The organism is Dietzia sp. CH92 (assembly GCF_032248695.1).
In the GTDB taxonomy this organism is placed as follows: Bacteria; Actinomycetota; Actinomycetes; order Mycobacteriales; family Mycobacteriaceae; genus Dietzia.
The window spans coordinates 63621-89190 of record NZ_JAVHXC010000007.1 but is presented as its reverse complement, the minus strand read 5'-3'; the positions used below and the strand labels follow the sequence as shown (position 1 = coordinate 89190).

At 72.5% G+C, this 25570-nt stretch carries 24 protein-coding genes; 7 read left to right on the top strand and 17 right to left on the bottom strand.

The genetic code is table 11. The features are described 5' to 3' along the window. The first annotated feature begins 254 nt into the window (after positions 1 to 254). From RWK90_RS14355 to RWK90_RS14345, 3 genes are all read left to right on the top strand, one after another. Positions 255 to 1661 (top strand): NAD(P)/FAD-dependent oxidoreductase, encoded by a 1407-nt coding sequence (locus RWK90_RS14355; protein WP_314038296.1) that lies wholly within the window; start codon positions 255 to 257, stop codon positions 1659 to 1661. Between the two features lie 83 nt (positions 1662 to 1744). After that, positions 1745 to 3472: an alkaline phosphatase D family protein gene (locus RWK90_RS14350; RefSeq protein WP_314038295.1), complete on the top strand. Its 1728-nt coding sequence runs from the start codon at positions 1745 to 1747 to the stop codon at positions 3470 to 3472. Between the two features lie 100 nt (positions 3473 to 3572). Continuing rightward, entirely contained in the window at positions 3573 to 4163 is a 591-nt protein-coding gene (locus RWK90_RS14345) for a hypothetical protein (protein WP_314038294.1), read from the top strand. Between the two features lie 86 nt (positions 4164 to 4249). On the opposite strand, the gene RWK90_RS14340 is transcribed toward RWK90_RS14345, so the two are convergent. From RWK90_RS14340 to clpB, 15 genes are all read right to left on the bottom strand, one after another. Then, on the bottom strand, positions 4250 to 5806 hold the full coding sequence (locus RWK90_RS14340; protein WP_314038293.1) for a DUF222 domain-containing protein: 1557 nt from the start codon (positions 5804 to 5806) through the stop codon (positions 4250 to 4252). Positions 5807 to 5988: 182 nt separating this feature from the next. Beyond that, entirely contained in the window at positions 5989 to 7026 is a 1038-nt protein-coding gene (fbaA, locus tag RWK90_RS14335; protein ID WP_314038292.1) for a class II fructose-bisphosphate aldolase, read from the bottom strand. A gap of 227 nt (positions 7027 to 7253) precedes the next feature. Next, positions 7254 to 8249 (bottom strand): MsnO8 family LLM class oxidoreductase, encoded by a 996-nt coding sequence (locus RWK90_RS14330; protein ID WP_314038291.1) that lies wholly within the window; start codon positions 8247 to 8249, stop codon positions 7254 to 7256. Between the two features lie 82 nt (positions 8250 to 8331). After that, positions 8332 to 8508: a hypothetical protein gene (locus RWK90_RS14325; RefSeq protein ID WP_314038290.1), complete on the bottom strand. Its 177-nt coding sequence runs from the start codon at positions 8506 to 8508 to the stop codon at positions 8332 to 8334. After that, a complete protein-coding gene (locus RWK90_RS14320) occupies positions 8505 to 8717 on the bottom strand; it encodes a helix-turn-helix transcriptional regulator (protein ID WP_131885875.1) in 213 nt (70 codons plus the stop codon). Before RWK90_RS14320 ends, RWK90_RS14325 begins: the two co-directional genes overlap by 4 nt. Continuing rightward, the gene (locus RWK90_RS14315; protein WP_063973794.1) at positions 8717 to 9196 is read right to left on the bottom strand and encodes a DUF2975 domain-containing protein; all 480 of its coding nucleotides are present in this window, start codon (positions 9194 to 9196) and stop codon (positions 8717 to 8719) included. Before RWK90_RS14315 ends, RWK90_RS14320 begins: the two co-directional genes overlap by 1 nt. A gap of 21 nt (positions 9197 to 9217) precedes the next feature. Continuing rightward, positions 9218 to 9913 (bottom strand): RNA methyltransferase, encoded by a 696-nt coding sequence (locus RWK90_RS14310; protein ID WP_314038289.1) that lies wholly within the window; start codon positions 9911 to 9913, stop codon positions 9218 to 9220. Then, positions 9910 to 10713, bottom strand: a complete 804-nt coding sequence (locus RWK90_RS14305) for an SDR family oxidoreductase (RefSeq protein ID WP_314038288.1) — start codon at positions 10711 to 10713, stop codon at positions 9910 to 9912. The genes RWK90_RS14310 and RWK90_RS14305 overlap by 4 nt, the downstream gene beginning before the upstream one ends. Then, positions 10710 to 11492 carry a lysoplasmalogenase family protein gene (locus RWK90_RS14300; protein WP_314038287.1) on the bottom strand — a complete coding sequence of 261 codons (783 nt, stop codon included), beginning with the start codon at positions 11490 to 11492 and terminating at the stop codon, positions 10710 to 10712. The genes RWK90_RS14305 and RWK90_RS14300 overlap by 4 nt, the downstream gene beginning before the upstream one ends. A gap of 2 nt (positions 11493 to 11494) precedes the next feature. Further along, a complete protein-coding gene (gene pyrE / locus RWK90_RS14295) occupies positions 11495 to 12052 on the bottom strand; it encodes an orotate phosphoribosyltransferase (RefSeq protein WP_314038286.1) in 558 nt (185 codons plus the stop codon). A 142-nt stretch (positions 12053 to 12194) separates the two neighbouring features. After that, a complete protein-coding gene (locus RWK90_RS14290) occupies positions 12195 to 14345 on the bottom strand; it encodes a hypothetical protein (RefSeq protein WP_314038285.1) in 2151 nt (716 codons plus the stop codon). A gap of 115 nt (positions 14346 to 14460) precedes the next feature. Continuing rightward, complete coding sequence (locus RWK90_RS14285; protein ID WP_314038284.1) at positions 14461 to 15348, bottom strand: sulfurtransferase; 888 nt, start codon at positions 15346 to 15348, stop codon at positions 14461 to 14463. A 222-nt stretch (positions 15349 to 15570) separates the two neighbouring features. Further along, positions 15571 to 15747, bottom strand: coding sequence for a hypothetical protein (locus tag RWK90_RS14280; protein WP_314038283.1), 177 nt, complete (start codon positions 15745 to 15747; stop codon positions 15571 to 15573). A gap of 60 nt (positions 15748 to 15807) precedes the next feature. Next, positions 15808 to 15954, bottom strand: a complete 147-nt coding sequence (locus tag RWK90_RS14275) for a hypothetical protein (RefSeq protein WP_314038282.1) — start codon at positions 15952 to 15954, stop codon at positions 15808 to 15810. Positions 15955 to 16154: 200 nt separating this feature from the next. Further along, positions 16155 to 18707 (bottom strand): ATP-dependent chaperone ClpB, encoded by a 2553-nt coding sequence (gene clpB / locus RWK90_RS14270; protein ID WP_314038281.1) that lies wholly within the window; start codon positions 18705 to 18707, stop codon positions 16155 to 16157. A 227-nt stretch (positions 18708 to 18934) separates the two neighbouring features. Here clpB and RWK90_RS14265 point away from each other — a divergent pair, with 227 nt between their 5' ends. Both RWK90_RS14265 and RWK90_RS14260 read left to right on the top strand, forming a co-directional pair. Further along, positions 18935 to 19066 (top strand): hypothetical protein, encoded by a 132-nt coding sequence (locus RWK90_RS14265; protein WP_314038280.1) that lies wholly within the window; start codon positions 18935 to 18937, stop codon positions 19064 to 19066. A 4-nt stretch (positions 19067 to 19070) separates the two neighbouring features. Beyond that, positions 19071 to 19919, top strand: coding sequence for a hypothetical protein (locus tag RWK90_RS14260; protein WP_314038279.1), 849 nt, complete (start codon positions 19071 to 19073; stop codon positions 19917 to 19919). An 83-nt stretch (positions 19920 to 20002) separates the two neighbouring features. On the opposite strand, the gene RWK90_RS14255 is transcribed toward RWK90_RS14260, so the two are convergent. Beyond that, positions 20003 to 20623 carry a malonic semialdehyde reductase gene (locus RWK90_RS14255; RefSeq protein WP_063973799.1) on the bottom strand — a complete coding sequence of 207 codons (621 nt, stop codon included), beginning with the start codon at positions 20621 to 20623 and terminating at the stop codon, positions 20003 to 20005. A gap of 177 nt (positions 20624 to 20800) precedes the next feature. On the opposite strand from RWK90_RS14255, the gene RWK90_RS14250 reads away from it, so the two are divergent. Continuing rightward, complete coding sequence (locus RWK90_RS14250) at positions 20801 to 21592, top strand: ROK family protein (RefSeq protein WP_314038278.1); 792 nt, start codon at positions 20801 to 20803, stop codon at positions 21590 to 21592. A 36-nt stretch (positions 21593 to 21628) separates the two neighbouring features. On the opposite strand, the gene RWK90_RS14245 is transcribed toward RWK90_RS14250, so the two are convergent. Continuing rightward, positions 21629 to 25030: a DEAD/DEAH box helicase gene (locus RWK90_RS14245; RefSeq protein WP_314038277.1), complete on the bottom strand. Its 3402-nt coding sequence runs from the start codon at positions 25028 to 25030 to the stop codon at positions 21629 to 21631. A gap of 156 nt (positions 25031 to 25186) precedes the next feature. Here RWK90_RS14245 and RWK90_RS14240 point away from each other — a divergent pair, with 156 nt between their 5' ends. Then, positions 25187 to 25546: a helix-turn-helix domain-containing protein gene (locus tag RWK90_RS14240; protein WP_314038276.1), complete on the top strand. Its 360-nt coding sequence runs from the start codon at positions 25187 to 25189 to the stop codon at positions 25544 to 25546. Positions 25547 to 25570: the final 24 nt, after the last annotated feature.

Here is a 25570-nt window from a genome sequence, read left to right as displayed (position 1 = left end):
CTCCCGCGGGAGGTGCGCGCGGACCGTGCGGACAGCGAACACGGCGCGTTTGCTAAGGTGAGAGCCCTGCGGCGCTCGAGAACGGGCGCCGCGCCGCATTGCCGCAGGCGCCGTTGACCGCCGCCGCGATGCGGGAATCGAAGGACCGGTGTCGAGGCCCGGAGCGCGCGGGGACCCCCGCCGACGCCCCGCCTCCACCGGGCGTCTCCTCAGGAGACGACACGAGTGGCCGGTGACGGCCGGGAGGAATTTAGTTGTCTAACCAACGCATCGCGATCTTCGGAGCCGGCCCCAGCGGCATCGCCGCACTGCGGGCCTTCGAGTCCGCGCAGCGCGCGGGCGCCACGATCCCGGAGATCGTCTGCTACGAGAAGCAGGACGACTGGGGCGGGCAGTGGAACTACAGCTGGCGCAGCGGCATCGACAAGTACGGCGAGCCGGTCCACTCCTCGATGTACCGCAACCTGTGGTCGAACGGCCCCAAGGAGGCCCTGGAGTTCGCCGAGTACACGTTCGACGAGCACTTCGGCCGCCCCATCTCGTCCTACCCCCCGCGCGAGGTGCTGTGGGACTACATCGACGGCCGCGTCCGCCGCTCCAAGGTCAAGGACAAGGTGCAGTTCTCCACGGCCGTGCGCTGGGTGGACTACGACCGCGACCAGGACAACTTCACGGTGACCGTGGAGAACCTGCGCTCGGGCCGCACCACGACGTCCGAGTTCGACCGGATCATCGTCGCCACCGGCCACTTCAGCTTCCCCAACGTCCCCGAGTTCGAGGGCATCCACACCTTCCCCGGCTCGGTCCAGCACGCCCACGACTTCCGCGGCGCCGAGAACCTCGCCGACAAGCGGGTCCTGCTCATCGGCGCCTCGTACTCCGCCGAGGACATCGGTGTGCAGGCGTTCAAGATGGGCGCCCGCTCGGTGACCATGTCCTACCGCACCCGGCCGATGGGCTACGACTGGCCCGACGGCATGGAGGAACTGCCACTCATCGACCGGTTCGTCGGCAGCACCGTCCACTTCACGAACGGCGAGACGCGGGAGTTCGACGCGGTGATCCTGTGCACGGGCTACCTGCACAAGTACCCGTTCCTGCCGGCGGATCTCGCGCTGCAGTCGCCAAACAACATCTACCCCTCGGGGCTGTACCGGGGCGTGGTGTGGCAGAAGAACCCGCGCGTCTACTACCTGGGCGCCCAGGACCAGTGGTTCACGTTCAACATGTTCGACGCCCAGGCCTGGTACGTGCGAGATCTCATCCTCGGTCGCGCCCCGCTGCCGTCGGCGCAGGACCGCGCGGCGCATATGCGCGCCTGGCGGGACCGCTTCCAGCAGCTCGGCGGTGACGCCGACCAGGTGCGGTTCCAGGCCGACTACATCCGCGACCTCATCGACGCGACCGACTACCCCACGTTCGACCTCGACGAGGTCGTCCGGATCTTCCTCGCGTGGAAGAAGGACAAGGCCGCCAACATCCTCACGTACCGCGACAAGCCGCACCGGTCGGTCATGACCGGGACGATGGCCGCCGAGCACCACACCCCGTGGCTGCGGGAGTTGGACGACTCCATGGAGCGGTTCCTGTCGTCCCCCGAGCGCTCCGAGCTGGAGCAGATGGTGGAGGACGGCGCGCCCGCCGAGTCCACCACGCGGTGACGCCCGGGCGCCCCGGGTGAACTCTCGGTGACGTCTCAGCGATAACGGTCTTCTCACCACGGCGGATCCGTCACGCTGGACGCATGCCCGAGTCATCCGGTCGCCCCACCCGGTCCCGCCCCGGCCCCGACCGGCGCTCCGTCCTGAAGGCGGGGGTGCTGGCCGGGGCCGCTGTCGGCTCCGGCGCTCTCACCGGCCACATCGCCTCGGCCGCCGCCGCGGCGGGGGCGACGGGCACGGCCGCGGCCGGGGACACCGGCGGCGGGTCCGGAGGAGCCGTCTTCCGGCACGGCGTCGCCTCCGGTGACCCGATGGCGGACCGCGTCATCCTGTGGACGCGGGTCACGCCCTCCGAGCAGGCGACCCCGGGCTCCGGGATCGGCGGCGTCGTCGTCGTCGACTGGGAGGTCTCCACCGACCCGGACTTCACCACCGTCATCCGGGCGGGCTCGTTCACCACCGACGCCGGCCGCGATCACACAGTTCAGCTCGACTGCACCGGCCTGGACCCGGACCGCTGGTACCACTACCGGTTCCGCGCGCTCGGGCAGACCTCGCGCACCGGTCGCACGCGCACCGCCCCCGCCGACGGCGCGATGCCCGCCTCGGGCCGCTGGCGCGTCGGTGTGGTGTCCTGCTCCAACTGGGAGGCCGGGTTCTTCTCCGGCTACCGCCACCTGGAGGCGCGCGGCGACCTGGACGCGATCATCGAACTGGGTGACTACATCTACGAGTACGGCCGCGGCGAGTACACGGCCGCCGCCGGTGCGGTCCGCCCGCACGACCCGCCCCACGAGATCGTCACGGTGGCCGACTACCGGATCCGGCTGGCGCAGTATCACACCGACCCCGACCTGCAGTCCCTGCACGCGCACGTGCCGTGGATCTGTACGTGGGACGACCACGAGCTCGCGAACAACTCGTGGGAGCACGGGGCGGAGAACCACCAGCCGCACGAGGGCCCGTTCGCCGACCGCAAGGCCGCTTCGGCGCAGGCCTACTTCGAGTGGATGCCGGTGCGTCCGGAGGCACTGCGCGACGGCGGGCACCTGTACCGGCGACTGCGGTGGGGCGCGCTGGCCGAGCTGAGCATGCTGGATCTCCGGTCGTACCGCTCGGAGGACCCGGGGCGGTTCAACGGCCGGGCGACCGATCAGACGGGCACCATGACGGGCGCGGAGCAGTTCGACTGGTTGGCGCGCGGCCTGGCGTCGTCGACCGCGCGCTGGAACGTCATCGGTAACTCGGTGATGGTCACGCCGGTGCTCATCCCGCCGTTGGATGTGCGCACGACCGGGGCACTCACCGAGTTGCTGGGCATCCCCCGGGAGGGCATCACGTACAACTCGGACCAGTGGGACGGGTACGCCGGTGAGCGTCGCCGGCTGTTCGAGGTGATCCGGGCGACCGGGAACCGCAATCACGTCTTCCTCACCGGCGACATCCACACGTCGTGGGCGAACGAGGTGCCGCTCGATCCCGCGGACTACCCGGGCGCCGGTACGGGCGCGGTCGAGTTCGTCACGCCGTCCATCACGAGCAACAACATCAACGACATGGTCGGTCTGCCCGAGGACAACCCCCTGTCGCTGGCGGCGCAGGGGGCGTTGATCGGCGTGAACCGTCATGTCCGATGGGCCGACCTGGACCGGCACGGGTTCGCGGTGGTGGAGTTCACGCGCGACTACGCGCACGCGGACTTCTGGGCACTGGTCGCCCGGGAGGATCCGGCGAGCGGTGTGTATCCGCTCGCGAGTTGGCGCTCCCCGCACGGTTCGGATCGCCTCGAGCCGGCGGGTCCACTGCCCTGAGGCCGGGCCCCTGCACCCCCTGGGACTCAGGTCGCTGGGCTACCGTGGCGGGTCGACACGGCCCGTCGGGGGTCGGTGACGGGTGTATCGGGAGTAGTGGATGACGACGACGAGCCAGCAGCCGCCCGCGGGTGATCCGGGTCCGACCTCGCGTCAGGGCGGTGGCCCGGAGGGTGGGGCACGTCCGTCGGGTGTCGGGCAGGGCGGTCGCCCGGCTCGGGGCGGTGTGCTCGCGGCGGTGGCCGTGGTGGCGCTGGTCCTGGTCGCGGTCGTGGCGTGGGCGTTCCTTGCCGGGCCGTTGTCCTCGTCGGCGCGTGCGGAGCGGGCGGTCGCGGAGACGCTGGAGCGGATGAGTTCGGCGGAGTCGTTCGGCGATTTCAACGGTCACATGTGCGTGGAGAACAGGGTCCCGCAGGATCTGGTCGACACTATCGCCGCGTCGAGCGAGGCGACGGGGCCGGATCTCGATTCGATGTTCCGCGAGTCGATCGCCGGCTCGTTCCCCCAGGACCTCGAGGTGCTCGGGGTGGAGATCTCGGCCGACGGTTCCGAGGCGACTGCCACGGTGGAGTCCGAGTCCGACGGCGCGGGTCCGGAGCAGGTGCGGATGCGCGACGAGGACGGTGCGTGGAAACTCTGCCAGCCCGGCGTGGGGATGGGTTCGGTCCCGGAGGGCCAGCAGCCGGGCTGACCATCCCGGCCTGGTCACGGCAGCCGCCGGGGTCGCCGGGGCCACCGGGGGCACCGAGGTCGCCGAGGTCACCGGGGCCGCGTTCACTAGCCCGCTTCGTCCCGGTTGTTGCGGCCGCGGTTGCGGGTGCGGAGGGTGCGGTCGATGCCGGGTGGGTTGGTCAGGTGGCCGTCGTCGGTGATGAGGCGGTCGAGGTGTTGGCGCCAGGCGTGGTCGAGGATGCGGTCGCGGGCCTGGGCCAGGGGGCCGTGGGGCAGGGTGCGGTGTTCGTGGCCGGTTTCGGTGATGATGGTCAGCTCCCCGAGGGGGCCGGGTCGGTAGGCGCAGTGGCCGAAGGTTTTCTCCCGATGGTGTTTGCGACACAGGCACACCAGGTTCCATTCGGCGGTGGGTCCGCCCAGGTCGGGGCGTTGGTGGTCGAAGGCGATGACATGGTCGATCTCACAGTCGTGGGCGTCGACCGTGCAGCCGGGGTGGCGGCAGGTGCCGTCGCGTAGCCGGATCCGTTCGGCCAGGGCGGGGCTGACGCGGTACTTCAACGCCGCCTCGGGGCTGTCCTCGGTGCCGGGTTGGGGGTCGACCAGTTCGAACCGGATTGTGGCGTCGCCGCCGGAAAGTAGTTCTTCGCAGAGCCAGTCGAAGCTGGCGTAGGCGCCGGTGACGAACTCCACCCGGTTGGGCAGACCCTGGGTGATGCTGTTGACCACGGAGATGCGGATCGGCTGGTCGGTGCCCCACGAGACACCCAGCGGCGCACGATCGGCCGCGGCGTCGGCGGCCTCGGTGCTGCCTGCGGTGGCCGGGCCGGTCGCGCCGTCGTCGCCGGGGTGGTCGGGCAGGGGGTCGGCGATCTCGGTGGTGTTGGGATCGCCGAGGGCGACCAGGGCGTCGGCGCGGAGTTGGTCGCGGGTGCGGGGATGGCCGGTCTCGGCGGCGGCGCGGGCGGCGGCGTCGATGCGGCGGCGCAGTTTCTCGGCGTCCCCGGAGGGCAAGTGCGCCCACATGCTGGTCATGCCGTCGCGCTCGGGCCGGAATCTGACGGTGCGTTTCTCGGCGGCCGCGTCGACGGCATCGCCGGCCCCTGCAGGGTCGTGGCGCTCGCGGGAGGCGTCGACGGCGTCGTCCAGGGCGGTGCGGCTGGGCCGGTGCCCGCCGGCCAGGTCGCCGGTCAAGCGGGCCACGACATCGGATTCGACGCCACCGATGATGCCGTCGGGGATCTGGGCCAGGCGGCAGGCGGCGTCGATGGCCAACTGCTCGGGCAGTAGGCCGCGTTCGACGGCCTCGCGCAGGCGCGGCAGGCGCGTGTGGATCTGGACGCCGGCGGTGACCAGGTGGCCGGCGTGCCAGCCGGTCATCGCCAGCGCCGCGCTCAGGTGGTGGCGGGCCCGGTCGGCCGGGTCCAGGCGGGCGTGCGCGGGACGGGTATCGGTACCGGGCTCGCCGTGGGTGGCCTCATCCAGAGCCTTGAAGCTCTCGACCAGCAAGTGCGCGGCGTGGAGCCGGGTCGCCCCGGCCAGGTTCTGCGCCAGGGTCGCCGACCGCGCCACGTCGCTGAGCGCCGAGGCGTCCAACGACTCCAACGGCTCGTCCACCGCGCGCAGCGCCCCGAGGCCGAACACCCTCGTCGTCGTCGTATCCACCCCGGTCACCCCCCGCCCGCGCTGCAACTATTTCGAACTTGTGGTCGATTATACCAATGCCGCGGTGATCGCACAAGAGTTCGATATGCCCGCCGTTCACCACGCCCGTGGACGTCAGCGGCGCCCCTCCACCCGGGAGGGACGCCGCTGATGACGCGTGTGCGCGAGCGCGCGGAGGGGCGTCAGGCGCCCTGGGACTTGCCGGCCGACTTCAGGTCGTTGCACGCCTCGACGACGCGCTCGGACATCGACTGCTCGGCCTTCTTCAGGTACGACCGGGGGTCGTAGGTCTTCTTGTTGCCGACCTCGCCGTCGACCTTGAGGACGCCGTCGTAGTTGGAGAACATGTGCGCGGCGACGGGACGCGTGAAGGCGTACTGGGTGTCGGTGTCGACGTTCATCTTGATGACGCCGTAGCTCAGGGCCTCCTCGATCTCGCTCTTGGCCGAGCCGGAGCCGCCGTGGAAGACGAAGTCGAAGGGCAGGTCACCCTTGTTCAGGCCCAGCTTCTCGACCGCGACCTCCTGGCCCATCTTCAGCACCTCGGGCTTGAGCTTGACGTTGCCCGGCTTGTAGACGCCGTGGACGTTGCCGAAGGTGGCGGCCAGCAGGTAGCGCTGACCCGTGTTGCCGGCGCCGAGGGCGTCGATGGTGGCCTCGAAGTCCTCACGCGTGGTGTAGAGCTTCTCGTTGATCTCGTTCTCGACGCCGTCCTCCTCGCCGCCGACGACGCCGATCTCGATCTCGAGGATCTGCTTGGCGTTGGCCGTCTTCTCGAGGAGCTCCTTGGCGATCTCGAGGTTGCGGTCGAGCGGGGTGGCCGAGCCGTCCCACATGTGCGACTGGAACAGCGGGTTCTCGCCGCGGTCGACGCGCTCCTGCGAGATCTCGATGAGCGGGCGCACGAACGTGTCCAGCTTGTCCTCGGGGCAGTGGTCGGTGTGCAGCGCGACGAGGATGTCGTACTTCGCCGCCACCACGTGGGCGAACTCCGCCAGGGCCACCGCGCCGGTGACCATGTCCTTGACGTTCAGGCCGGAGCCGAACTCGGAACCACCGGTGGAGAACTGGATGATGCCGTCGGAACCCGCGTCCGCGAAGCCCTTGATGGCCGCGTTGATGGTCTCCGAGGAGGTGCAGTTGATCGCGGGGTACGCGAAACCCTCCCGGCGGGCTCGGTCGAGCATGTCCTTGTACTGTTCGGGAGTTGCGATGGGCATGTGTTCTCCTCCGGTATGTCGTTCCGTGCGACTGGCATCAGTCTGGGCGCCGGGGCCGCCTGCGACGGCCGGGCGCACCCCTCCAGCCTAGGCCAGCCCCACCTCGCGCACCCGCGAGCCGCGCGGCACCTCCCTCGACAGGGCGATATCGGGCCCGCCGCGCGACCCTGGCCATCCTCCGGGCCGCCGCGCCCCACCGGACCGCCGCGCCCCTCCGGCCCAGCCGATCACGCCCGGAGCAGGTCGGCGAACGCGGCGTCGGCCCGGGCCAGCGCGTCACGGTCAAACGTCGACGTGGACGCCATGATCTCGTCGGCGCCCGTCCGCTCGACCAGCGCCGCGAGGTCCGCCGCCACCTTCTCGGCGTCACCGTGGACGGCGGTGCCCATCCACTCCTCCATCCGCCGCAGCTGCTGGGGTCGGAACTTCCGGTCCAGCACCTCCTCGACCGACCGCAGCGGGCCGAAGGCCCCGGTCTCGCGGGACTCCGCCATCGCCCACGCCTCCGGCAGCAGCAGTTCCCGCGCGGCGGCGGTCGAGTCGGCGATCATCACCTCGAGACTCACCACCACATAGGGCGCCGCCGCCCGATCGCCGGGGACGAACGACTCGCGGTACCTCTCGAGCGGGGTGGGGTCGGCCAACAACCGCGGTCCCCCCACGACCACCGGCAGCCCGGCGCGCGCGGCGACCTCGAGACCGCGGCCGGTCGCCAGGACGAACACCGGCGGCGGGTTGTCCACGACCGGCAACGCGGTGACCGGCCCCCACCCGTGGAGGAAGTCCCGCACGGCGAGGATGTCGCGCCCGAAATCGTCGGTGTCGTACCTACTGACGCCGAGCGCCTCGCGGACCGGAGCGGTGAACCCGAGCGAGCGGCCGACGCCGAGGTCGATGCGACCCGGGTGCATCGCCTCGAGCGTGGCGAACTGCTCCGCGACGACGATTGGTCGGTGGTTGGGCAGCATCACCCCGCCGGAACCCAGGCGGATGCGCTCGGTGCGGGCGGCAGCGGCCGCGATGAGCAGCGGCGGGCTGCCACTCGCGATGCCGGGCACCGCGTGGTGTTCGGCGGTCCAGTAGCGGTGCAGCCCCAGGCGGTCGGCGTGTTCGGCGCGCCGGAGTGTCGACTCGACCGCCGAGGCGTGGGACTCGCCGTGACGGGTCCGGGACCGATCCAGCAGGGACAACCGGAGGGTGTCCGGCAGATCGGTGGGTGCCACGCCCCCACCGTAGCGCCGGGGCGGGAAACGAGGCGGGACCCAGCCCGCGACCAGCGAGGGGCCCAGCCCCGGGACCCGCGCCCTAATCCACCCCTCGCCAGCGCAGCGCGCCGACCGCGGCCGCGATGACGACCAGCACGCCGATCCCCTGCAGCCCCGGGGAATCGTCGGCCTCGCCGAGGACAATCGCCGCGCCGCCGAGCGCGAGCAACGCCAGGACGACGGCCAACGCCGCGGCGAACCGCACCGCGCGCCTCATTCCTCGTCCTCCACCCATTCCAGCAGGTCACCGGGCTGGCATTCGAGCACCCGGCACATGGCCTCGAGGGTGCTGAACCGCACGGCCTTGGCGCGCCCGTTCTTCAGCACCGACACGTTGGCCGGCGTGAGCCCCACCCGTTCCGCGAACTCGCCCACGCTCATCTTGCGCTTGGCGAGTTCCACATCGATGCGCACGACGATCGGCATCAGATCACCGTGTCCATCTCGGAGCGCAAGCCGGTGGCCTGCCGGAGGAGGGCGCGCATGACCACCATGAGCAGTGCGGCGACGGTGATGATGACGACGACGACGAAGAGCAGCAGCGGCAGCCCGGGATCGTCCGCGGTGAACCCGACGAGGCCGAGCACGGACACGAGCACCACCCAGGCGGCGACGATCGCCCAGAGGATCACGTCCACCCAGATCAGAGAGGCCTCGGTGAAGATGCGGTCCGATTCGACGAGGGAGAGCAGTTTCCAGGTGGCCACCACCACGACCTGGATGCAGACCACCAGGAAGATCGACACCGCCGTGAGCGGCCACCGCAGGTGGGCGGAGTCGGGGTTCGTCTCGGCCATGTGGGCGAACTGCCCCGGCAGGGACATCACCTCGAGCAGGACGAGGACCGCGAACAGCACCACGAGACAGATGCGAAGTGGCAGAACCGCCCGTCTTTCGATGTTCATACAACGACTATGGACTGATACCTATCGAAAATCAATAGGCGCGGCGTGCTCGCGGATCCACGCGTGCATGGCGATGCCGGCAGCGACCCCGGCGTTGATCGAGCGTGTGGACCCGAACTGGGCGATCGACACGGTGCGCGCCGCGCGCAGGCGGGCGTCGTCGCTGACGCCGGGCCCCTCCTGCCCGAACAGCAGGACGCACTCCCGCGGCAGGCTCACGGTCTCGAGCGGTTCGGCGCCGGGGAGGTTGTCCACGGCCACGACCGGCAGTCCCTCGGCGGCGGCCCACTCCATGAGCGCGCTGACGTCGTCGTGGTGCCGGAGGTGCTGGTAGCGGTCGGTGACCATGGCTCCGCGGCGGTTCCAGCGGCGACGGCCCACGATGTGCACCTCGGCGGCGAGGAAGGCGTTGGCGGTGCGGACCACGGTGCCGATGTTGGCGTCGTGGCCGAAGTTCTCGATCGCCACGTGGAACGGGTGCCGCCGGGTGTCGAGGTCGGCGACGATCGCCTCGCGCCGCCAGTAGCGGTAGCGGTCCACGACGTTGCGCCGGTCACCGGCGTCCAGCAGTTCGGGATCCCAGTGGTCGCCGGCGGGACGGGGCTCACCGGGGTGCTCGACCTCCCACGGGCCCACGCCCACCGCTCCGTCGCCCCACTCGGTGGGACCGGGCGCGTCGGCGGCGTCGGCCGGCGCTGTGGGCTCCGGGGTCGTCACGAGGTGAGGCGCTTGTTGGTCAGCCGGGTCAGGCGACCGGGGGCCACCTGGGAGGCCAGGTACATGGCGGTGGCCTGGGCGCCGACGGGCCGGTGGACCTCGCGACCGAGGGCGCCTCGGATCCGCCCCAGCAGGCCGCGCGGGGCGCGGCGGGTCTGCTCGGCGAGGTCGAGGATCTCCCCGGCGACGTCGCCCTCGGTGAGGCGCACGCCCATGTTCCGCATACCGGCGGTGTTGACGCCCGAGAGCATCGCGGTGCCCACGTAGAGCGGCCACACCGAGCACACGCGGATCCCGTGGTCGGCCCACTCCAGGTCGAGGGCCTCGGTGATGCCGCGGACGGCGAACTTGGTGGCCGAGTAGGTGGCCATCTCGGCCTGCCCGTAGATCGCCGACGCCGAGCACAGGTTGATCACCGTCGGCGCGGACGCCTCCCGCAGGTACGGGAACGCCGCACGACAGCCGTAGAGGACGCCCTTGACGTTGACGTCGACCAGGGCCGAGTCCTTCTCGTAGCTCGCGTCCATGAACGGGGTGCCGTAGAGCAGCCCGGCGTTGTTGACGAGCACGTCCAACGCCCCGCCGCTGCGGGCGGTGAGCTCGGCGAGCGCGGTCTCCCACGCGGCCGGGTCGGTGACGTCCAGCGCGCCGGTGACGATCCGGTCGTCGCCCGACGCCCACGCGCAGGGCTCCAGGTCGTACGCACCGACGAGGTACCCGGCGTCGGCGAAGCGGCGGGCGGTGGCCTCGCCGATCCCCCGGCCGGCGCCCGTGACCAGGACGGTGCGCACGGCGCTCACGCCCGGCTCCCCGCGTGGCGCGCGGCGGCCGCGGTGCCCGTGAGCAGCAGCAGCGCGGCGGTGGCGTAGGTGTCGATCACACCCACGTCGAGGGCGCGGGCCGGCGCGGTGCCGCCCTCGACCTTGCGGCGCGCGAGGATCAGCGAGTCGCTGAGCAGGAACACCGGCCCGGCCACCGCCAGCACCGCCGCGCCGCGGCCGTGCGAACGGTCGACCGACGTCGCCAGCGCGGACAGCGTCGCGAGCAGCCCGCCGTACGCGGCCAGCGGGGCGTTCTCGCGGCCCTCGGCGAGGAGCACCGCGGCCGCCGTCCCGGCGACCACCCCGTGCACGGCGGACTGCACCGGCTTGAACCGCAGCCCCGACCGCAGCATGAGCGCACCCAGCGCGAGGTGCCCGGTGGCGAACGCCGCCGCGCCCGCGGCCAGCCTGCCCACCTCCCGGCTCGCGTGGCCGTCGCCGAGCATGAGGATCACGTCGCCGGTCGTGTACGCCGCCGCCGTGGCCGACAGCAGCGCGGTGTCCACCGGCCGCAGGGGCAGACCGTCCCGCCGGCCGTCCCGCAACGCGATCGTCAGGGCCGCCGGGACGATGAGCGGCTTGGACAGCTTCTCCAGGACACCGATGCCGGTGGCCTTGGCGATCTCCGTCCCCGCGGTGGCCGCGAGAAACGCCGGCCCCTCCGGGCGGGACGTGTCGGCGAGCACGCCCACGCGCTCCGTGAGAGCCTGCCGCACGCGGTCGAGGGCGGACCTCGTCGTCGTCGCCTTGGTCGTCACGGTCACTCCAATCCCAGGTCGGTCAGGCCCAACAGGGCCCGGTACTCGACGCCCTCGGCGCGGATCACCTCGTCGGCCCCGGTCGCGCGGTCCACCACAGTGGCCACGCCCACGACCTCCGCGCCCGCCTCCCGCAGGGCGGCCACCGCGGTCAGCGGCGAGTTCCCGGTGGTCGTGGTGTCCTCCACGACGAGCACGCGGCGCCCGACGATGTCCGGGCCCTCGATGCGCCGCTGCATGCCGTGCTTCTTGGCCTCCTTGCGCACGACGAACGCGTCGATCGGGCGGCCCGGCGCGTGCATGATCGCGGTGGCGACCGGGTCCGCGCCCAGCGTGAGCCCGCCGACGGCGTCGAAGTCCCAGTCCGCGGTGAGCTCGCGCAGCAGGCGCCCGATGAGCGGGGAGGCCTCGTGGTGCAGGGTCGCGCGGCGCAGGTCCACGTAGTAGTCGGCCTCGCGCCCCGAGGACAGGGTGACGCGGCCGTGGACGACGGCCAGCTCTGCGACCAGCTCGGCCAGGCGCGTGCGGGCCTGGGCGTCGACGGGGGCGTGCTCGGTCATGGGACTCCTCGCGGGACGGCGTGCGTGGACACGGTGGGCGCGGCGGTCGTGGCGGGCGGGCCGGTCCGCCGCCGGTGCCCCCGACTCTAGTCGCCCTCGGATCGGTCCACGTCACGACCGGTTTGCCCCGCCGCGGCCGGTGTCAGTCCCGGATGTCGGGCGGCAGCTGGAGGCGGGCGGTCTGCTCGACGTCGGGGTCAACGCCGGGCCGCTCGCGGCCGGTGGGCGCCTCGTCGGGGCTCTCCTCGCCGGGGGCCTCCTCGTTGGAGGTCTCCTCGTCGGGGATCTCGGCGCGGTCGTCGTCCTCCGCGCGGCGTCGGCGGCGGCGGCCCGTCGTGGGTGTGGCGCCCACCTTCGCGGCGAGCTCCGCGACCGACAACCGGCCCGTGTCCTCCGGGCTCCGGGCGTCCGCCGAGCCGTGGCGGCCGGCCGGGGCGCGCCCGAGGTCGGAGCCGCCGTCGATGCGGGCCGCGTCGAACCGCTCGACCTCGTCGCGGATCTCGTCCTCGTCGTCCTCCGAGCCCAGCGGCTTGATGGCAGCCTCCCCGCTGACCGCGCCCGCCGCGAGCGGCGGCACCGACGCGTCCTCCGGGTACGCCTGGCCGACGCCGCGGGTCGGGCGCGACAGCGGCGGCCGCGGGGCGAGGTGGTCGGCCGCGACGTCCCCGCGGGCGGGGACCGGGCCCGTGGGCTCCATGATGTCCGCGAAGGGGTCGGGCTCGGGTTCGGCCGCCGGCCCGTCGGTGGCGTCGGCGCCCGAGCCGGCGGGGCCGTCGGTGTCGGAGGCGGCGTCCGCGTCGCCGCGGTCGGCCACGACCGGCTCATCGGTCAGGTCGCGCGCCCCCGACCGGTCGGGGACGAGGCGGAGGTGACCGCCGCGGCGCGGCTCGGGAACCGACGCGGTCGGCGCCTCGCCCGCGCTGTCGGTCGCCTCGCCTGCCGCGTCATCGGCGGCCGGGGTGGCGGTCTCGGCGGGGGTGTCAGCGTCGGCGGGGGCGGGGCGGGTGTTGTCGACGACGACGAGGTTCTCCGGCCCCGGCAGCCCCGCGGCCGCGGGGAGTCCGTGCGTGCCGGTCCCGACCTCGCCGTCCATACCCACGGTGGGATCGGCCTCGGGTCCCGCCGCGGCGGCGGGGGCGCCCGGATCGATCTCGGCGGGCAGCGCGCGGGCGCGGCCACCGATCGGCGGGAACGGCGCCAGCACATCGGCCGCCCCGTGCAACGCCATCACCACGTCGTCCCACGACGACGGGTCGTCGACGCCGTCGATGGTCGCCGCGACCCACTCGCCCTCCGCCCAGACGCGGCGCACGTCGGCGGGCACCTCACGGACGGCCTCGGAGAGCCGATCCCGGTCGAGGAGGTCGAGTCGACCGAAGTCCGACGTCCGCGCCTCGAGCGCGCCGACCTCACCCGCGTCGTGGAATCCCGGCTCGGCGTCGACGTCCGGGCGGCTCAGGTCCAGCACCACGTCGGAGGCCGTGTCGCGACGCAGCGCCAGGACGGTCCGACCGCCGGTGACGCCCATGATCGCCCGACGACCCCGGAACACGCCGTGCGAGACCGTGCCGAGCGCACTAAGCCCGCCCGCGAAGTCGCCGTGGCGGAACTCGGGCGCCGGGGTCGGGGTGGGCTCGAACTCGCGGTCCTCCAACCACCGCACCACCGGCGAATCCGCCAACGGGTCGACCGGGGGCTGTTCCACCGGCGCGGGGGTCGCCCCCCTCCCCCGGCGGGCGGGCAGGAGCGCCCGCACCTTGTCGAGCAGCCGCGGTGACGACTCCACCGTCGGCTCGGTCGGGTCGAGCGGCGCGAGGCCGGGCTCGGGCTGCAGCTCGGGCTCGGGCTCGGGCTCGGGCTGATGCTGCAGCTCGGGCTCGGCGGCGGGGGTCGGCCGGGGCTCCGGCGACTCGACGGCCTCGGCGGGAGCCGCCAGCGTGTCCACCTCGGGCTCCTCGCGGGTCGCGGCCGTCGGGCCCGGGACGTCCGACCCGTGCGACCGCTGGAACGGGGCGAGAACCGGCTCCCCCGACCGTTCCGCGGACCCGGGCTCCTGACCGTCCCCGTCCGCCGGCACGGACGTGTGCTGGTCCTCGTCGTCGTCGACCCCGGACGGCTCCCCCGCAGCCGCTTCGCCCCCCGCCGCAGGCGGAAGGACACCGGCGCCGGGGAGCCCCGCGTCGCGTGACACCCCACGCCCGGCGCCACCGCCGCGCTGCTTGGCGTCCAGGCGCAGCAGGACGATCGCCGCGACGAGCAGCACGAGGGCCACGAGGAACCAGATCCAGACCATGCCCTGAAGGGTAGTCAGCGACTGCGACACGGCCGTCCAGGTGGCGCGGCGCGTGGGCGCGTCCCGGCCGACCGCGCGGGGTAGCCGGCGCGCCCGGGCCGACCGGAGGGGGTGGCTAGCGGGGGTTCGGGCCGATCGCGACCGGGCGCTTGCGGTCCGCCGACCACGCCGACCACGAGCCCGGGAACAGACGCCCCGCGTCCAGACCCGCGACCTCCATCGCCGCCAACGTGTGACACGCGTGGATGCCCGAGCCGCAGTACACGACCGCGTCCCCGCCCTCCGTCACGCCCACGTCGGCGAACATCTTCCGGATCTGCTCCGACGGCAGGAAGCGGCCCCGATCGTCGATGAACGTCATCGTGGGCAGGTTCACCGCGCCCGGGATGTGGCCCGCACGCGAGTCCATCGGCTCGGTCCGCCCCTCGTAACGCTCCGGCGTGCGCGCGTCGATGAGCACGCCCCGCTCCGGCCAGGCGGCGGCGTCCTCGATCCCCACCGTGGCCATGTGGTCCGGGTCGAACGTGAAGTTCCCGCGCGAGACCGGGTTGCCCGGCCCCACCGCGAGGTCCTCGCCCTCCGCGATCCACGCCTTGAGACCGCCGTCGAGCAGGTGCACGTCCTTCTTGCCGGCCCACCGCATGAGCCACCACGCGCGGGCCGCGGACGTGTTGCCGAAGTCGTCGTAGATCACCACGCGACTGTCGTCGTCGATGCCCACGCGGCGCATCGCGTCCTCGAAGTCCTCCGGTGCCGGCAGCGGGTGTCGACCCTCGCGGACGTTGCGCTGCCCCGCGAGGTCACCGGGCAGGTCCAGGTACTGCGCGCCCGGGATGTGCCCGGACCAGTAGTGCTCACGCCCGCGCGCGTCTCCGAGCTGCCAGCGCACGTCGAGGATGACGGGCGGGACCGGCAGGTTGGAGACGTCGTTGATCAGCTCGCGTGCCGTGACGAGGAGGGGACTGTCGGGACGGTCGGTCGAGGGGACGGGATCGCTGGTCACGTCGCAAGGATAGTCCTTCTGCGGACGAGGTGGGCGGCACGATCCGGCCGCGGTGACGGGCCTCACGCCCGGGTGGGCACCCCCGTCCACAAGTGCGTTCTGTACACATCGGGCGGGAAGTGTCGGTGCCGCGCAACCGGCCCGCGGGCGGCCCTGCTTCCGGGGCGAGATGCGGCGAGCGCCCCGGGCGTCAGGCCCGGGGCGCTCGGAGACGGCAGTCGATCACAGAGGTGACACGATCGGCTGACCACTCGCCGAGTAGATCACTTCGATCAGCCGCGCGGCGAAGCCGAGGGCGCTCCCCGACCCCTCGCCGATGATCCCACCGAGCGAGCCGCCGAACGCCTCGACGCTCCCCTGGACGACGCCAAAGATGTTGTCAATCGAACCGAATAGCATGGTGCACTCCTTCGTCTGGTCCGAGTTTCGGATGAACTTTCAGCTGCGGGCGGTCACCGCTCAGGTTGCGGCGCCGCCGACCCCGATCAGTTCCCCGATCGACCCGAAGAGCGCACCGACGAGCCCGTCGGCACCGAACAACACCGCCATCAGGTTGTCCAGAAAGTCGTCACCGACGGCCTCAGCGGACCCGGCCAAAGACCCCATATCCCACTCCTTCTCCGAACACGGCGACCAACCGGACCGTGGCCGCCACTCACCGGCATAAAGAAAGCTACACCAGAGTGACGAACATCACAATATGTGTCCAGTGCCGGGTTGTGTCCGCCGTCCCGTGATGCGCCGACGGGCCCGTCCACCGTCAGATGGCCGGGCCCGTCGGGAGCGCGTCAGGTGCGTCAAGCGTGTCAGGGCAGGGTCAGGGTCTCGCCGTCCTCCGCCACCGAGACGTGGACGGTGTCGCCGTCGCGGACCTCGCCGCCGAGCAGCGCCCGGGCCAGCCGGTCGCCGATCGACTTCTGCACCAGTCGACGCAGCGGGCGCGCACCGTAGGCCGGGTCGTAGCCCCGCCGCGCGAGCCAGCCCTTGGCGGCGTCGTCCACGTCCAGCACCAGGCGACGCTGCCGGAGCCGGTCGGCGAGCTGGTCGATCTGGATGTCCACGATCGACTCGAGCTGCTCCTCACTGAGCGCGTCGAAGACCACCACGTCGTCCAGCCGGTTGATGAACTCGGGCTTGAAGGCCCGCTTCACGGCGTCCATCATCTGCTCCCGCGTGCCGCCGGCGCCGAGGTTGGACGTGAGCACGAGGATCGTGTTGCGGAAGTCCACCGTCCGCCCCTGGCCGTCCGTGAGGCGGCCGTCGTCCAGGACCTGCAGCAGGATGTCGAAGACGTCCGGGTGCGCCTTCTCCACCTCGTCGAGCAGCACGATCGTGTACGGCCTGCGACGCACCGCCTCGGTGAGCTGTCCGCCGGCCTCGTAGCCGACGTAGCCCGGAGGGGCACCCACCAGCCGCGCGACCGAGTGCTTCTCGGAGTACTCGCTCATGTCGATCCGGACCATCGCCCGCTCGTCGTCGAACAGAAACTGGGCCAGCGACTTGGCGAGCTCCGTCTTGCCGACACCGGTCGGGCCGAGGAACAGGAACGAGCCCGTCGGCCGGTCGGGATCGGCGACGCCGGCGCGGGCACGCCGGACCGCGTCGGACACGGCCTGCACCGCCTCGCGCTGGCCGACGACCCGCTTCCCGAGCTCGTCCTCCATGCGCAGGAGCTTCTCGGTCTCGCCCTCGAGCATCTTGCCCACGGGTATGCCGGTCCACGCGGAGACGACCTCGGCCACGTCTTCGGGACCGACCTCCTCCTTGAGCATCGCGCCGGCCGCGGCCTCGCTCTCCTCCGCCTGCGCCAGCTGCTTCTCCAGCTCCGGCAGGCGCCCGTAGCGGATCTCCGCCACGCGGGCGTAGTCCCCGTCGCGCTCGGCCTTCTCGGACTCGGTGCGCAGGGCGTCGAGTTCCTCCTTGATCTTCTGCACGCCCTCGATGGCGGTCTTCTCGTTCTGCCACCGGGCCGTCAGCTCCGACAGCTTCTCCTTGGCGTCGGCGAGCTCCGCCTGCAGGGCCACGAGCCGGTCCTTGGACGCGGCGTCGGTCTCCTTCTGTAGCGCGACCTCCTCGATCTCGAGGCGGCGCACGATCCGCTCGGCCGCGTCGATCTCCTCGGGACGCGAGTCGATCTCCATCTTGAGTCGGCTCGCGGCCTCGTCGACCAGGTCGATCGCCTTGTCCGGCAGGAACCGCTGGGTGATGTAGCGGTCCGAGAGCGTGGCGGCGGAGACCAGGGCCGAGTCGGTGATGCGCACACCGTGGTGCACCTCGTAGCGCTCCTTGAGCCCGCGCAGGATGCCGACCGTGTCCTCGACGCTGGGCTCGCCCACGTACACCTGCTGAAAGCGGCGCTCCAGGGCGGCGTCCTTCTCGATGTACTTGCGGTACTCGTCGAGCGTGGTGGCGCCGACCAGTCGCAGCTCGCCGCGAGCGAGCATCGGCTTGATCATGTTGCCGGCGTCCATCGAGCCCTCGCCGGTCGCACCGGCGCCGACGATCGTGTGGATCTCGTCGATGAAGGTGATGATCTGGCCCTCGGCGGCCGTGATCTCGTCGAGCACGGCCTTGAGCCGCTCCTCGAACTCGCCGCGGTACTTGGCCCCGGCGACCATGGAGCCCAGGTCCAGCGAGAGCAGCGTCTTGCCCTTGAGCGACTCGGGGACATCGCCCGCGACGATGCGGCGGGCCAGTCCCTCCACGATCGCGGTCTTGCCGACGCCGGGCTCGCCGATGAGCACGGGGTTGTTCTTGGTACGGCGCGAGAGCACCTGCACGACGCGGCGAATCTCGGAGTCGCGCCCGATGACCGGGTCGATCTTGCCCTCCCGCGCGCGGGCGGTGAGGTCGGTGGCGTACTTCTCGAGCGCCTGGTACTGGTCCTCGGGGTTCTCGGTGGTCACGCGCGTGTTGCCGCGCACGGCGGTGAACGCCTGCTTCAGGGCGTCCTCGGTGGCGCCGAGCTCGTTCAGGAGCTTGGCGGCGTCCCCGCCGGTGTGACCGGCGGCGATGCCGACCAGGACGTGCTCGGTGGAGACGTAGGCGTCACCCATCTCCGCCGCGAGGGTCTGGGAGAAGTTGACGACGGCGAGGGCGTCGCGGTTGAAGTTGGGGGCGGCCATCCCCGAGCCCGACGCCTTGGGGTAGCCGCCGACGAGGGCCTTGGCCTGGGTCAGGGCGAGCTGCGGGTCCACCCCGCAGGCCTGGAGGAGGGGTGTGGCGATCCCGTCCTGCTGTTCGAGCAGCGCGACGAGCAGGTGCCCGGGGCGGACGTCCGGGTTGCCCGCCGCGGACGCGGATTGGACGGCGGCCGAGAGAGCCGCCTGAGTCTTGGTCGTGGGGTTGAACTGGCTCATCGACCGGTCCTTTCTAGGCGTAGTGTTGAGCGTACTGGAATCAATACCGACCCGTTTCCCGGCCGGACACTCTCTACAACGACTGTCAGATTGAGTCTATTCCACTCAAGTCCGTGATCCCGTCACGAGGTCCGCGAACTGATGTGAACGAATGTCCACAACTGAGTAGACTCCGTTCGACCCCGCGGCCCTCCCTCGACCGCTCCCCTCGACCCCAGGCAGCCCTCGTGACCGATCTCCCCTCACCACGCCCCTCCCTTCTCACTGAGTTCCCGCGCTCGGGCCTCATCGAGCAGCTCCGGTACGACGGCTACTCCGCGGACCAGGCCGCGCACGGGGCGACTGCGGCGGGCCTGTAGCGCGGTGGACCACTACAGTCCGGTGGCCCGCGCCACCCGGTTCGTCATCTATGTCCTCGCGGTGGTGGTGCCGATCGCGATCGCGCTGGCCGTTGTCGGCACGACCCCCTCGCTGCTGGAGAAGGTGCCCGCCGAGCACCGTGACACCGTCGCGGCGATCGGCGAGGGCGCGGTCCGGCTCTCGGGTGGCAACGGCGGCATCTTCCGCTCCCAGGAGGCCAACGCCGCCGACACCACCATCCCGGGCGTACCCCGCCCGCTGCACGGCGAGTGGGCGGCCCGGCGGCCCGAGGACTATCCACCGCCGGCCGGGCTCGCCGCGGGGCACGACTACAGCGTCCACGTGACCGACGACGGGCACGTCGCCCACTGGCCGTGCGAGCACGAGATCCCCGTGCGCTCCTTCCACGCGCCGCCGGGCAGCGAGGCCGACCTGGCCTGGGCGGTCGAGACGCTCGCGTTCTCCAGCGGTCTACCGCTGCGCTACCTCGGCCCCGGAGCCGAGGCCGACCGGGACGGGGAGGGGGCGATCTCGGTGACCTACGGCGACCACCCGGACTTCTGGGATCCGCAGGTCGCGGGCGTCGGAGGCCCGGCCGTCCTGCCCCGCGGCCTCATCATCCAGGGCGCGGTCACCCTGCGCCCGGAGAGCGTCAACCCGATCCCGGGAGATCCCTGGACCCGCAGCCTCACGCTGCACGAACTCATGCACGCGGTGGGCATCACCCACGCGGCGCCCTACTCACCCGAGATCATGGCCGAACGCTCGGCGCATCCGCCGCAGACCCTCCTCGGCTACGGTGACCGGTTCGCGCTGCACGTCGTGGGCTGCTCGGGGTCGGCCACCGGCTGACGGCGGCAGGAGACCGAGACGCCGAGACGCCGACGGGCCGGGCGCCGCAGCGCCCGGCCCGTCCGGATGTGGCAGGTGCGTGATCAGAGGGTCTGGACGACCTCGTCGTACTCCAGGCGCGGCAGCCGGTCGAACCAGGCACCCTCCGCGGCGGGCTTACCGATATTGATGGCCACCAGCACGCGGTGGCGGCCGTCCGGGAAGAACTCCTTGGAGATGGCGTCGGCGTCGAAACCGGTCATCGGTCCGGCGGCCAGGCCGGCGGCGCGGATGCCGATGATCGCGTAGCCGATCTGCAGGCCGGCGTTGAGCTCGGCGGTGGCGACGCGGCCCTGCTCGTCGTCGGCGAACAGGTCACGCGCGCCGGGGAAGTGCGGGAACTGCGTGGGCAGCTCGTCGTGGAAGTCGACGTCCGCCGCGAGCAGCGCGACAGCCGGGGCGGCCTCGGTCTTGGCGCGGTTGCCCTCGGCCAGCAGCGGCAGCAGCCGGGCCTTGGCCTCCTGCGAACGGAGGACGAGGACCCGCAGGGGCTGGATGTTCATCGAGGTCGGCGCCCACTTGATCAGATCGAAGATCGCGTGGATCTGCTCGTCGGTGACGGGCTCGTCGGTGAAGGCGTTGGCCGTGCGGGCCTCGCGGAAGAGCAGGTCCTGCGCCTGCTCGTCGAGGGCGAGGAGATTCCGGGTGTCGAAAGTAGTGGTCATGTCTACTATTAACGCGGGCCAGCGGCGTTCCTTCCCCGACCGGGCATGATCTGCGCCACATCCCGGTCACCGGGCGCTCGGCGCCGGAGGGGCGGCGGGCGGGTCGGCGGCAAACCCGCCGCGCGTCCGCTACGAACAGGTAGAGAGAATGATGAGGGCGACGAAGGAGGTGCGACGATGCGCAACGGCGTGGTCGTGGACATCGGCGGCAGTGGGACGCGGATCGGGGCCGTGGTGAACGGCAACGTCGTGGGCGTCCACGGAGCCGAGGTCGCCACCGCCGAGGACCTCGCCGCCGCGATCCTCGCCGTCGACCGCTCCCCCGCCGGCGTCGGTGTCTCCCTCAACGGCCACGTCGACGCCGACCGCGGTCGCGTCGTGACGTCGCGGGCCGCCGCCTGGGCCGAGGGTGACCTGCGGACCGAACTGGTGTCGCTGATCGACGCGCCCGTCTCGGTCATCGGTGACGGCGACGCCCACGCCCTGGCCCTGACGCGCCTGCCGGACGTCGAGTTCGGCGGGATCGCCATCTCCCTGGGCTCGTCGCTGGCGTTCGGCGCCCTCAACCACCACGGGGCCCTCATCCACCCGTGCGGACACACCGGCTGGGACCTGGGGCACTGGCGGATCGTCGGGGACGGCACCAACACCGAGGCGTGGTGGGCTCTCGGCGGGCACGGCCTCTACGACCTCGAACGCGAGCACGGCGACGGCGCCCCCGAGATCTACGCCTACCGGCTCGGCTCGTTCCTCGTGGACACCGTCCAGCTCTTCCGCCCCCGGACCGTCCTGCTCACCGGCGGGATCATCGTCGGGTTGGGCGAGGCACTGCACGGGCCCGTCGCCGAGCAGCTCGAATCCCTGCCGATCTCCGTGCCCACCCCGCGCGTGGTGTTCTCCCCCTCGCGGGACACCGCGCTGTTCGGCGCGGCCGTGGCCGCGGGGCTGGCCCTGCCGGAGACGCGCTGAGCCCCGCCGGGTCCGCCCGCGCGCTGAGTCGCGGCGCTACTCCAGCAGCCCCCGCAGGTCGTCGGCGGTGAGCGCGGCGGAGAAGTGCTCGCCGCTGTCGAGGACCGAGGCGAACAGCTCGGCCTTGCGCTGCTGCAGCTCCACCACGCGTTCCTCGATCGTGTCGCGCGCGACCATCCGGTACACCAGCACGGGCCGGGTCTGGCCGATGCGGTGGGCCCGGTCCACGGCCTGCGCCTCGGTCGCCGGGTTCCACCACGGGTCCAGCAGGAAGACGTAGTCGGCGCCCACCAGGTTCAGGCCCACGCCCCCGGCCTTGAGGCTGAGGCAGAAGACCTGCGCGCCGCCCTCGGTGAACTCGCCGACGGCGCCGGCGCGGTCGGCCGTCCGCCCGTCCAGGTGCGCCACGGTGATCCCCTCGTCCCGCAGCCGGTCCACGACGGTGTCGAGATAGGTGGTGAACTGGCTGAACACGAGGGCGCGGTGCCCCTCGGCCACCACCTCCCGCAGCGCGGCGATGAGCTCGTCGGTCTTGGCCGACGCGACCCCGGCGTGGTCCGGGTCGACGAGGGAGGCGTCCAGGCAGAGCCGCCGGAGCACGGTGAGTCCGGCGAGGATGCTGATGCGGTTGGAGTCGAAGTCGTCGAGGAGCTCCAGCAGCGCGGCCCGCTGCCGGGCCAGTTCCCGCTCGTAGATGCGGCGGTGGGTGGCCGACAGGTCGATCTCCATCACGGCGTCGGTGCGTGGGGGCAGGTCGGCGGCCACGAGCTCCTTGCGGCGCCGCAGCAGGAACGGGCGCAGTCGCCGACGCAGCCGCTCCAGGGCGGCCTTGTCGCCGTCCTTCTCGATGGGCGTGCGGTAGCGGGCGCGGAACTCCTTGACGTCGGGCAGCACGCCCCGGCAGGACAGCGCCGCGACCGCCCACAGCTCGGTGAGGTTGTTCTCCATCGGGGTGCCCGTCACGGCCAGCAGGAAGTCCACCCGCAGGCCGGCCAGCGCGGCGAAGAGCTTCGAGGTCGGGTTCTTGGCCTGCTGCGCCTCGTCGAGGATCACCCCCGCCCACTCGACGCCCGCGTACGCGTCGGCGTCCAGCCGCAGGACGGCCGCGGAGGTGACCACGATGTCGTGGGCGGCCGCGTCCTCGGCGACGGTCGTCGTGGCCCGCGCCTGCGTCGTCGACCGCCTCACCACCCGCAGCGAGGGGACGAACCGACGGGCCTCGGACTCCCAGTTCGGCACGACCGACGAGGGCGCCACGACGAGGAACGGCCCGGGCGGGTGGTCGCCGGCGGTCTCGTGGGCGTGGGCGATGAGCGCGAGCGACTGGACGGTCTTGCCCAGGCCCATGTCGTCGGCGAGGATCCCGCCGATCCGGTGCCGCCACAGCATGGCCAGCCAGTCGAGTCCCTGCTGCTGATAGGGCCGCAGGTCGGCGCGGAGCGCGGCCGGCACCGGCACGGGCGCGGGGGTGTCGGAGGCCAGGTCGAGCAGCGCCTGCGCGCGCCCCGACGGCGGTTCGAGGTCGTCGGCCAGAGCCGCGAGGTCCGCGAGCACCCCGGCCTGGCCGAGGCCGATCTTCACGCCGGTGGCGTTCGGCTCCCTGCCGACCCGCTCGGCGGAGGCCGCCATCGCCTCGTCGAGCAGCTCCCGCAGCTCGCCGAACCGCTCGAGGTCCACCGTCACGAGCAGCCCGTCCTCGGTGACGAACTCGTCCTGCCCCGTGACCACCGCGCGGAAGAGGGCGGCGAACGGGACGGGCCGGCCCTCGACGGTGATGGTGACCGTGAGGCCGAGCCAGTCGATCCCCGACCGATCGTCCTCGGTGGCCACGTGGATGCGCGGCGCCTCGGTGGCCCGCCGGATCCGCGGCACCGCGTCCTGCACCACCACCGTCACGCCCTCGAGCGCGCGGAGCTGCTCGAGACCGTCGGTGAGGACGCGGCCGGCCTCGCGGCCCGTCACCCGCAGGTTCCCCTCCCCGAGGATCCAGCCCCAGCCGGCGTCGGCGACGGCGGTGGTCATGGCGACGAGCGCGGGATCGCCGGGACGCGGCGTGCCGATGCCCATGTCGGCCACGGTCAGGGGCCGGCGGCGCGCCACCTCGGAGTCGTCGGACATACGCATGACGTCGAGGCGGTGCCACTGCAGCATCAGCCCCAGCTCCGCGGCCGCTCCCCCCGACCCACCCGCGCCGCTCGCCGCGCCGCTCGCCGCGCCGCCCGCCGCGCCCGCTCCCCCGCCCGCCACGGGCCGGATCGTCAGCTCGAGCTCCACGCGGTCCAGCCGGGGCAGTTCGAGCCGCCCGACGCGGTCGACCACCGGGAACCTGTCGAGGAGGTCGGGCAGGAAGTCCGCGCAGAACTCGGGCACCGCCTCGTAGGGGACGGTCAGGGCGCGCCACTGCCGCAACCGCCCCGCCACGCCGGGCCCGAGCCGCGCCACCGGGGAGAGCTCCAGCACCCGGCCACGGACCAGCGCGACCATGTCCCCGTGCTCGCCCACGAGGGCGCCGGGCAGGGGGCGGCCGGCCTCCTCGTCGTCGTCGACCCCGTCGTTCTTCCCGTCGCCGCCCCCGGGCGTGCCCTCCTCCACCTCGGCCGCGGCGACCACGACCAGCTCGGACCCGTCCGGGCTCCACGCGGTGAGCCCCACGCGGCGCGGCGGCCCGGGCACGACGTCGCGCAGGCCGTCGCCGGGCACGATCTCCATCTCGGCCTCCGCGGCGGTGGCGATGAGCGGCCACAGGGCGGGGACCTCGGCGTCGCACAGGTCGAGCCACACCCGCGCCTGCCGGTGGCTACGGGCGAGCGCGTCCACCGCCCGCAGCCATGACGCCTGCGCGAGGGAGAGCCCGCCGTCCCAGCCGTAGCGCAGCCGGTCCCACTCGACGCCCGCCGACTTCCAGCGCCCGCCGCTGCCGGGGATGACGATCCGCGCCTTGAGGCGGTTGCCGAGCCCCGGCTGCAGTCCGCCCGCCCCCGCCTCCGGGGCGAGCTCGTCCGGCACCACCGTGAGCTGCAGCCCGACGATCGGCGCCTCCTCGTACGGGCGCCCCGCGTCGATCGTGCGCAGGGACTCCTCCGCCTGCCGCCGCCAGTCGGGCACGCCCGCGTCACGATCCGCGAGCTGGGCCGCGTACAGCATCAGCGCGGCGGCGTGTTTGCACTTCAGCGCCACCGGGCACGTGCACAGGCTGCGCAGCGGGTGTGAGGACCCGTCCGCGTCGGGCGCCGCGAGGTGAACGGTCGTCGAGTACCGGGCGCGGCCGCCGCGTCCGCCGCTGCCCTCGACCTCGGCGTCGAGCCGGCGGGCGCCGGCGTCGTAGCGCACGTCGCGGATGTGGGTGCCGTCGACGTAACCGCGGGCGCGCCCGAGCGCCGCCGTGCCCACGAAGGACGCGACGTGGGATTCGGGGACCCTGGGGAGCGATGCCTGCACGCGGTCAGGCTAGAGGACGACGACGACGAGGTGACCCACACCGGCGGGCCCGTGCCCATCCCTGTGGAGACGCAAGCGGGCTGTGGAATCCGCCGCACGGATCCGTCCGCGGCGGGGTATTGACCACCCGCTGCGACAGGCCTAACGTGATACCACATGGTTTCATGTCGAACGGATGAGGTGGCCCTCGATGACACCGAGGTGGACCGACTGTTCCGCGCCCTGGCCGACGCCACGCGGCGGGACATCCTCCGGCGCACGCTCGCCGGGGAGTCGACGCTCTCGGAACTCGCGGACAGATACGACATGTCGTTCGCGGCCGTCCGTAAACACGTCAACGTCCTGGAGGAGGCCGGACTGATCAGTGATCACCGGATCGGGCGCGAGCGCCGGATCCGGGGCGATGTCGACGCGATCCGACGAGCGCAGCACCTGCTCGACGGGTTCGAGGACATCTGGCGGGGACGCATCGACCGGCTCGACGCCCTCCTCGCCGACGAGCAGCACCACGAGTAACACCACATCCGAGCACCACCCGCG

Bases quoted from the DNA above. Each gene is read 5' to 3' on its own strand.
- RWK90_RS14350 (WP_314038295.1), top strand. From the start codon at position 1,745: ATGCCCGAGTCATCCGGTCGCCCCACCCGGTCCCGCCCCGGCCCCGAC.
- RWK90_RS14345 (WP_314038294.1), top strand. From the start codon at position 3,573: ATGACGACGACGAGCCAGCAGCCGCCCGCGGGTGATCCGGGTCCGACC.
- fbaA (WP_314038292.1), bottom strand. From the start codon at position 7,026: ATGCCCATCGCAACTCCCGAACAGTACAAGGACATGCTCGACCGAGCC.
- RWK90_RS14325 (WP_314038290.1), bottom strand. From the start codon at position 8,508: ATGAGGCGCGCGGTGCGGTTCGCCGCGGCGTTGGCCGTCGTCCTGGCG.
- RWK90_RS14320 (WP_131885875.1), bottom strand. From the start codon at position 8,717: ATGCCGATCGTCGTGCGCATCGATGTGGAACTCGCCAAGCGCAAGATG.
- RWK90_RS14315 (WP_063973794.1), bottom strand. From the start codon at position 9,196: ATGAACATCGAAAGACGGGCGGTTCTGCCACTTCGCATCTGTCTCGTG.
- pyrE (WP_314038286.1), bottom strand. From the start codon at position 12,052: ATGACCGAGCACGCCCCCGTCGACGCCCAGGCCCGCACGCGCCTGGCC.
- RWK90_RS14290 (WP_314038285.1), bottom strand. From the start codon at position 14,345: ATGGTCTGGATCTGGTTCCTCGTGGCCCTCGTGCTGCTCGTCGCGGCG.
- RWK90_RS14280 (WP_314038283.1), bottom strand. From the start codon at position 15,747: ATGCTATTCGGTTCGATTGACAACATCTTTGGCGTCGTCCAGGGGAGC.
- RWK90_RS14275 (WP_314038282.1), bottom strand. From the start codon at position 15,954: ATGGGGTCTTTGGCCGGGTCCGCTGAGGCCGTCGGTGACGACTTTCTG.
- clpB (WP_314038281.1), bottom strand. From the start codon at position 18,707: ATGAGCCAGTTCAACCCCACGACCAAGACTCAGGCGGCTCTCTCGGCC.
- RWK90_RS14255 (WP_063973799.1), bottom strand. From the start codon at position 20,623: ATGACCACTACTTTCGACACCCGGAATCTCCTCGCCCTCGACGAGCAG.
- RWK90_RS14250 (WP_314038278.1), top strand. From the start codon at position 20,801: ATGCGCAACGGCGTGGTCGTGGACATCGGCGGCAGTGGGACGCGGATC.
- RWK90_RS14240 (WP_314038276.1), top strand. From the start codon at position 25,187: ATGGTTTCATGTCGAACGGATGAGGTGGCCCTCGATGACACCGAGGTG.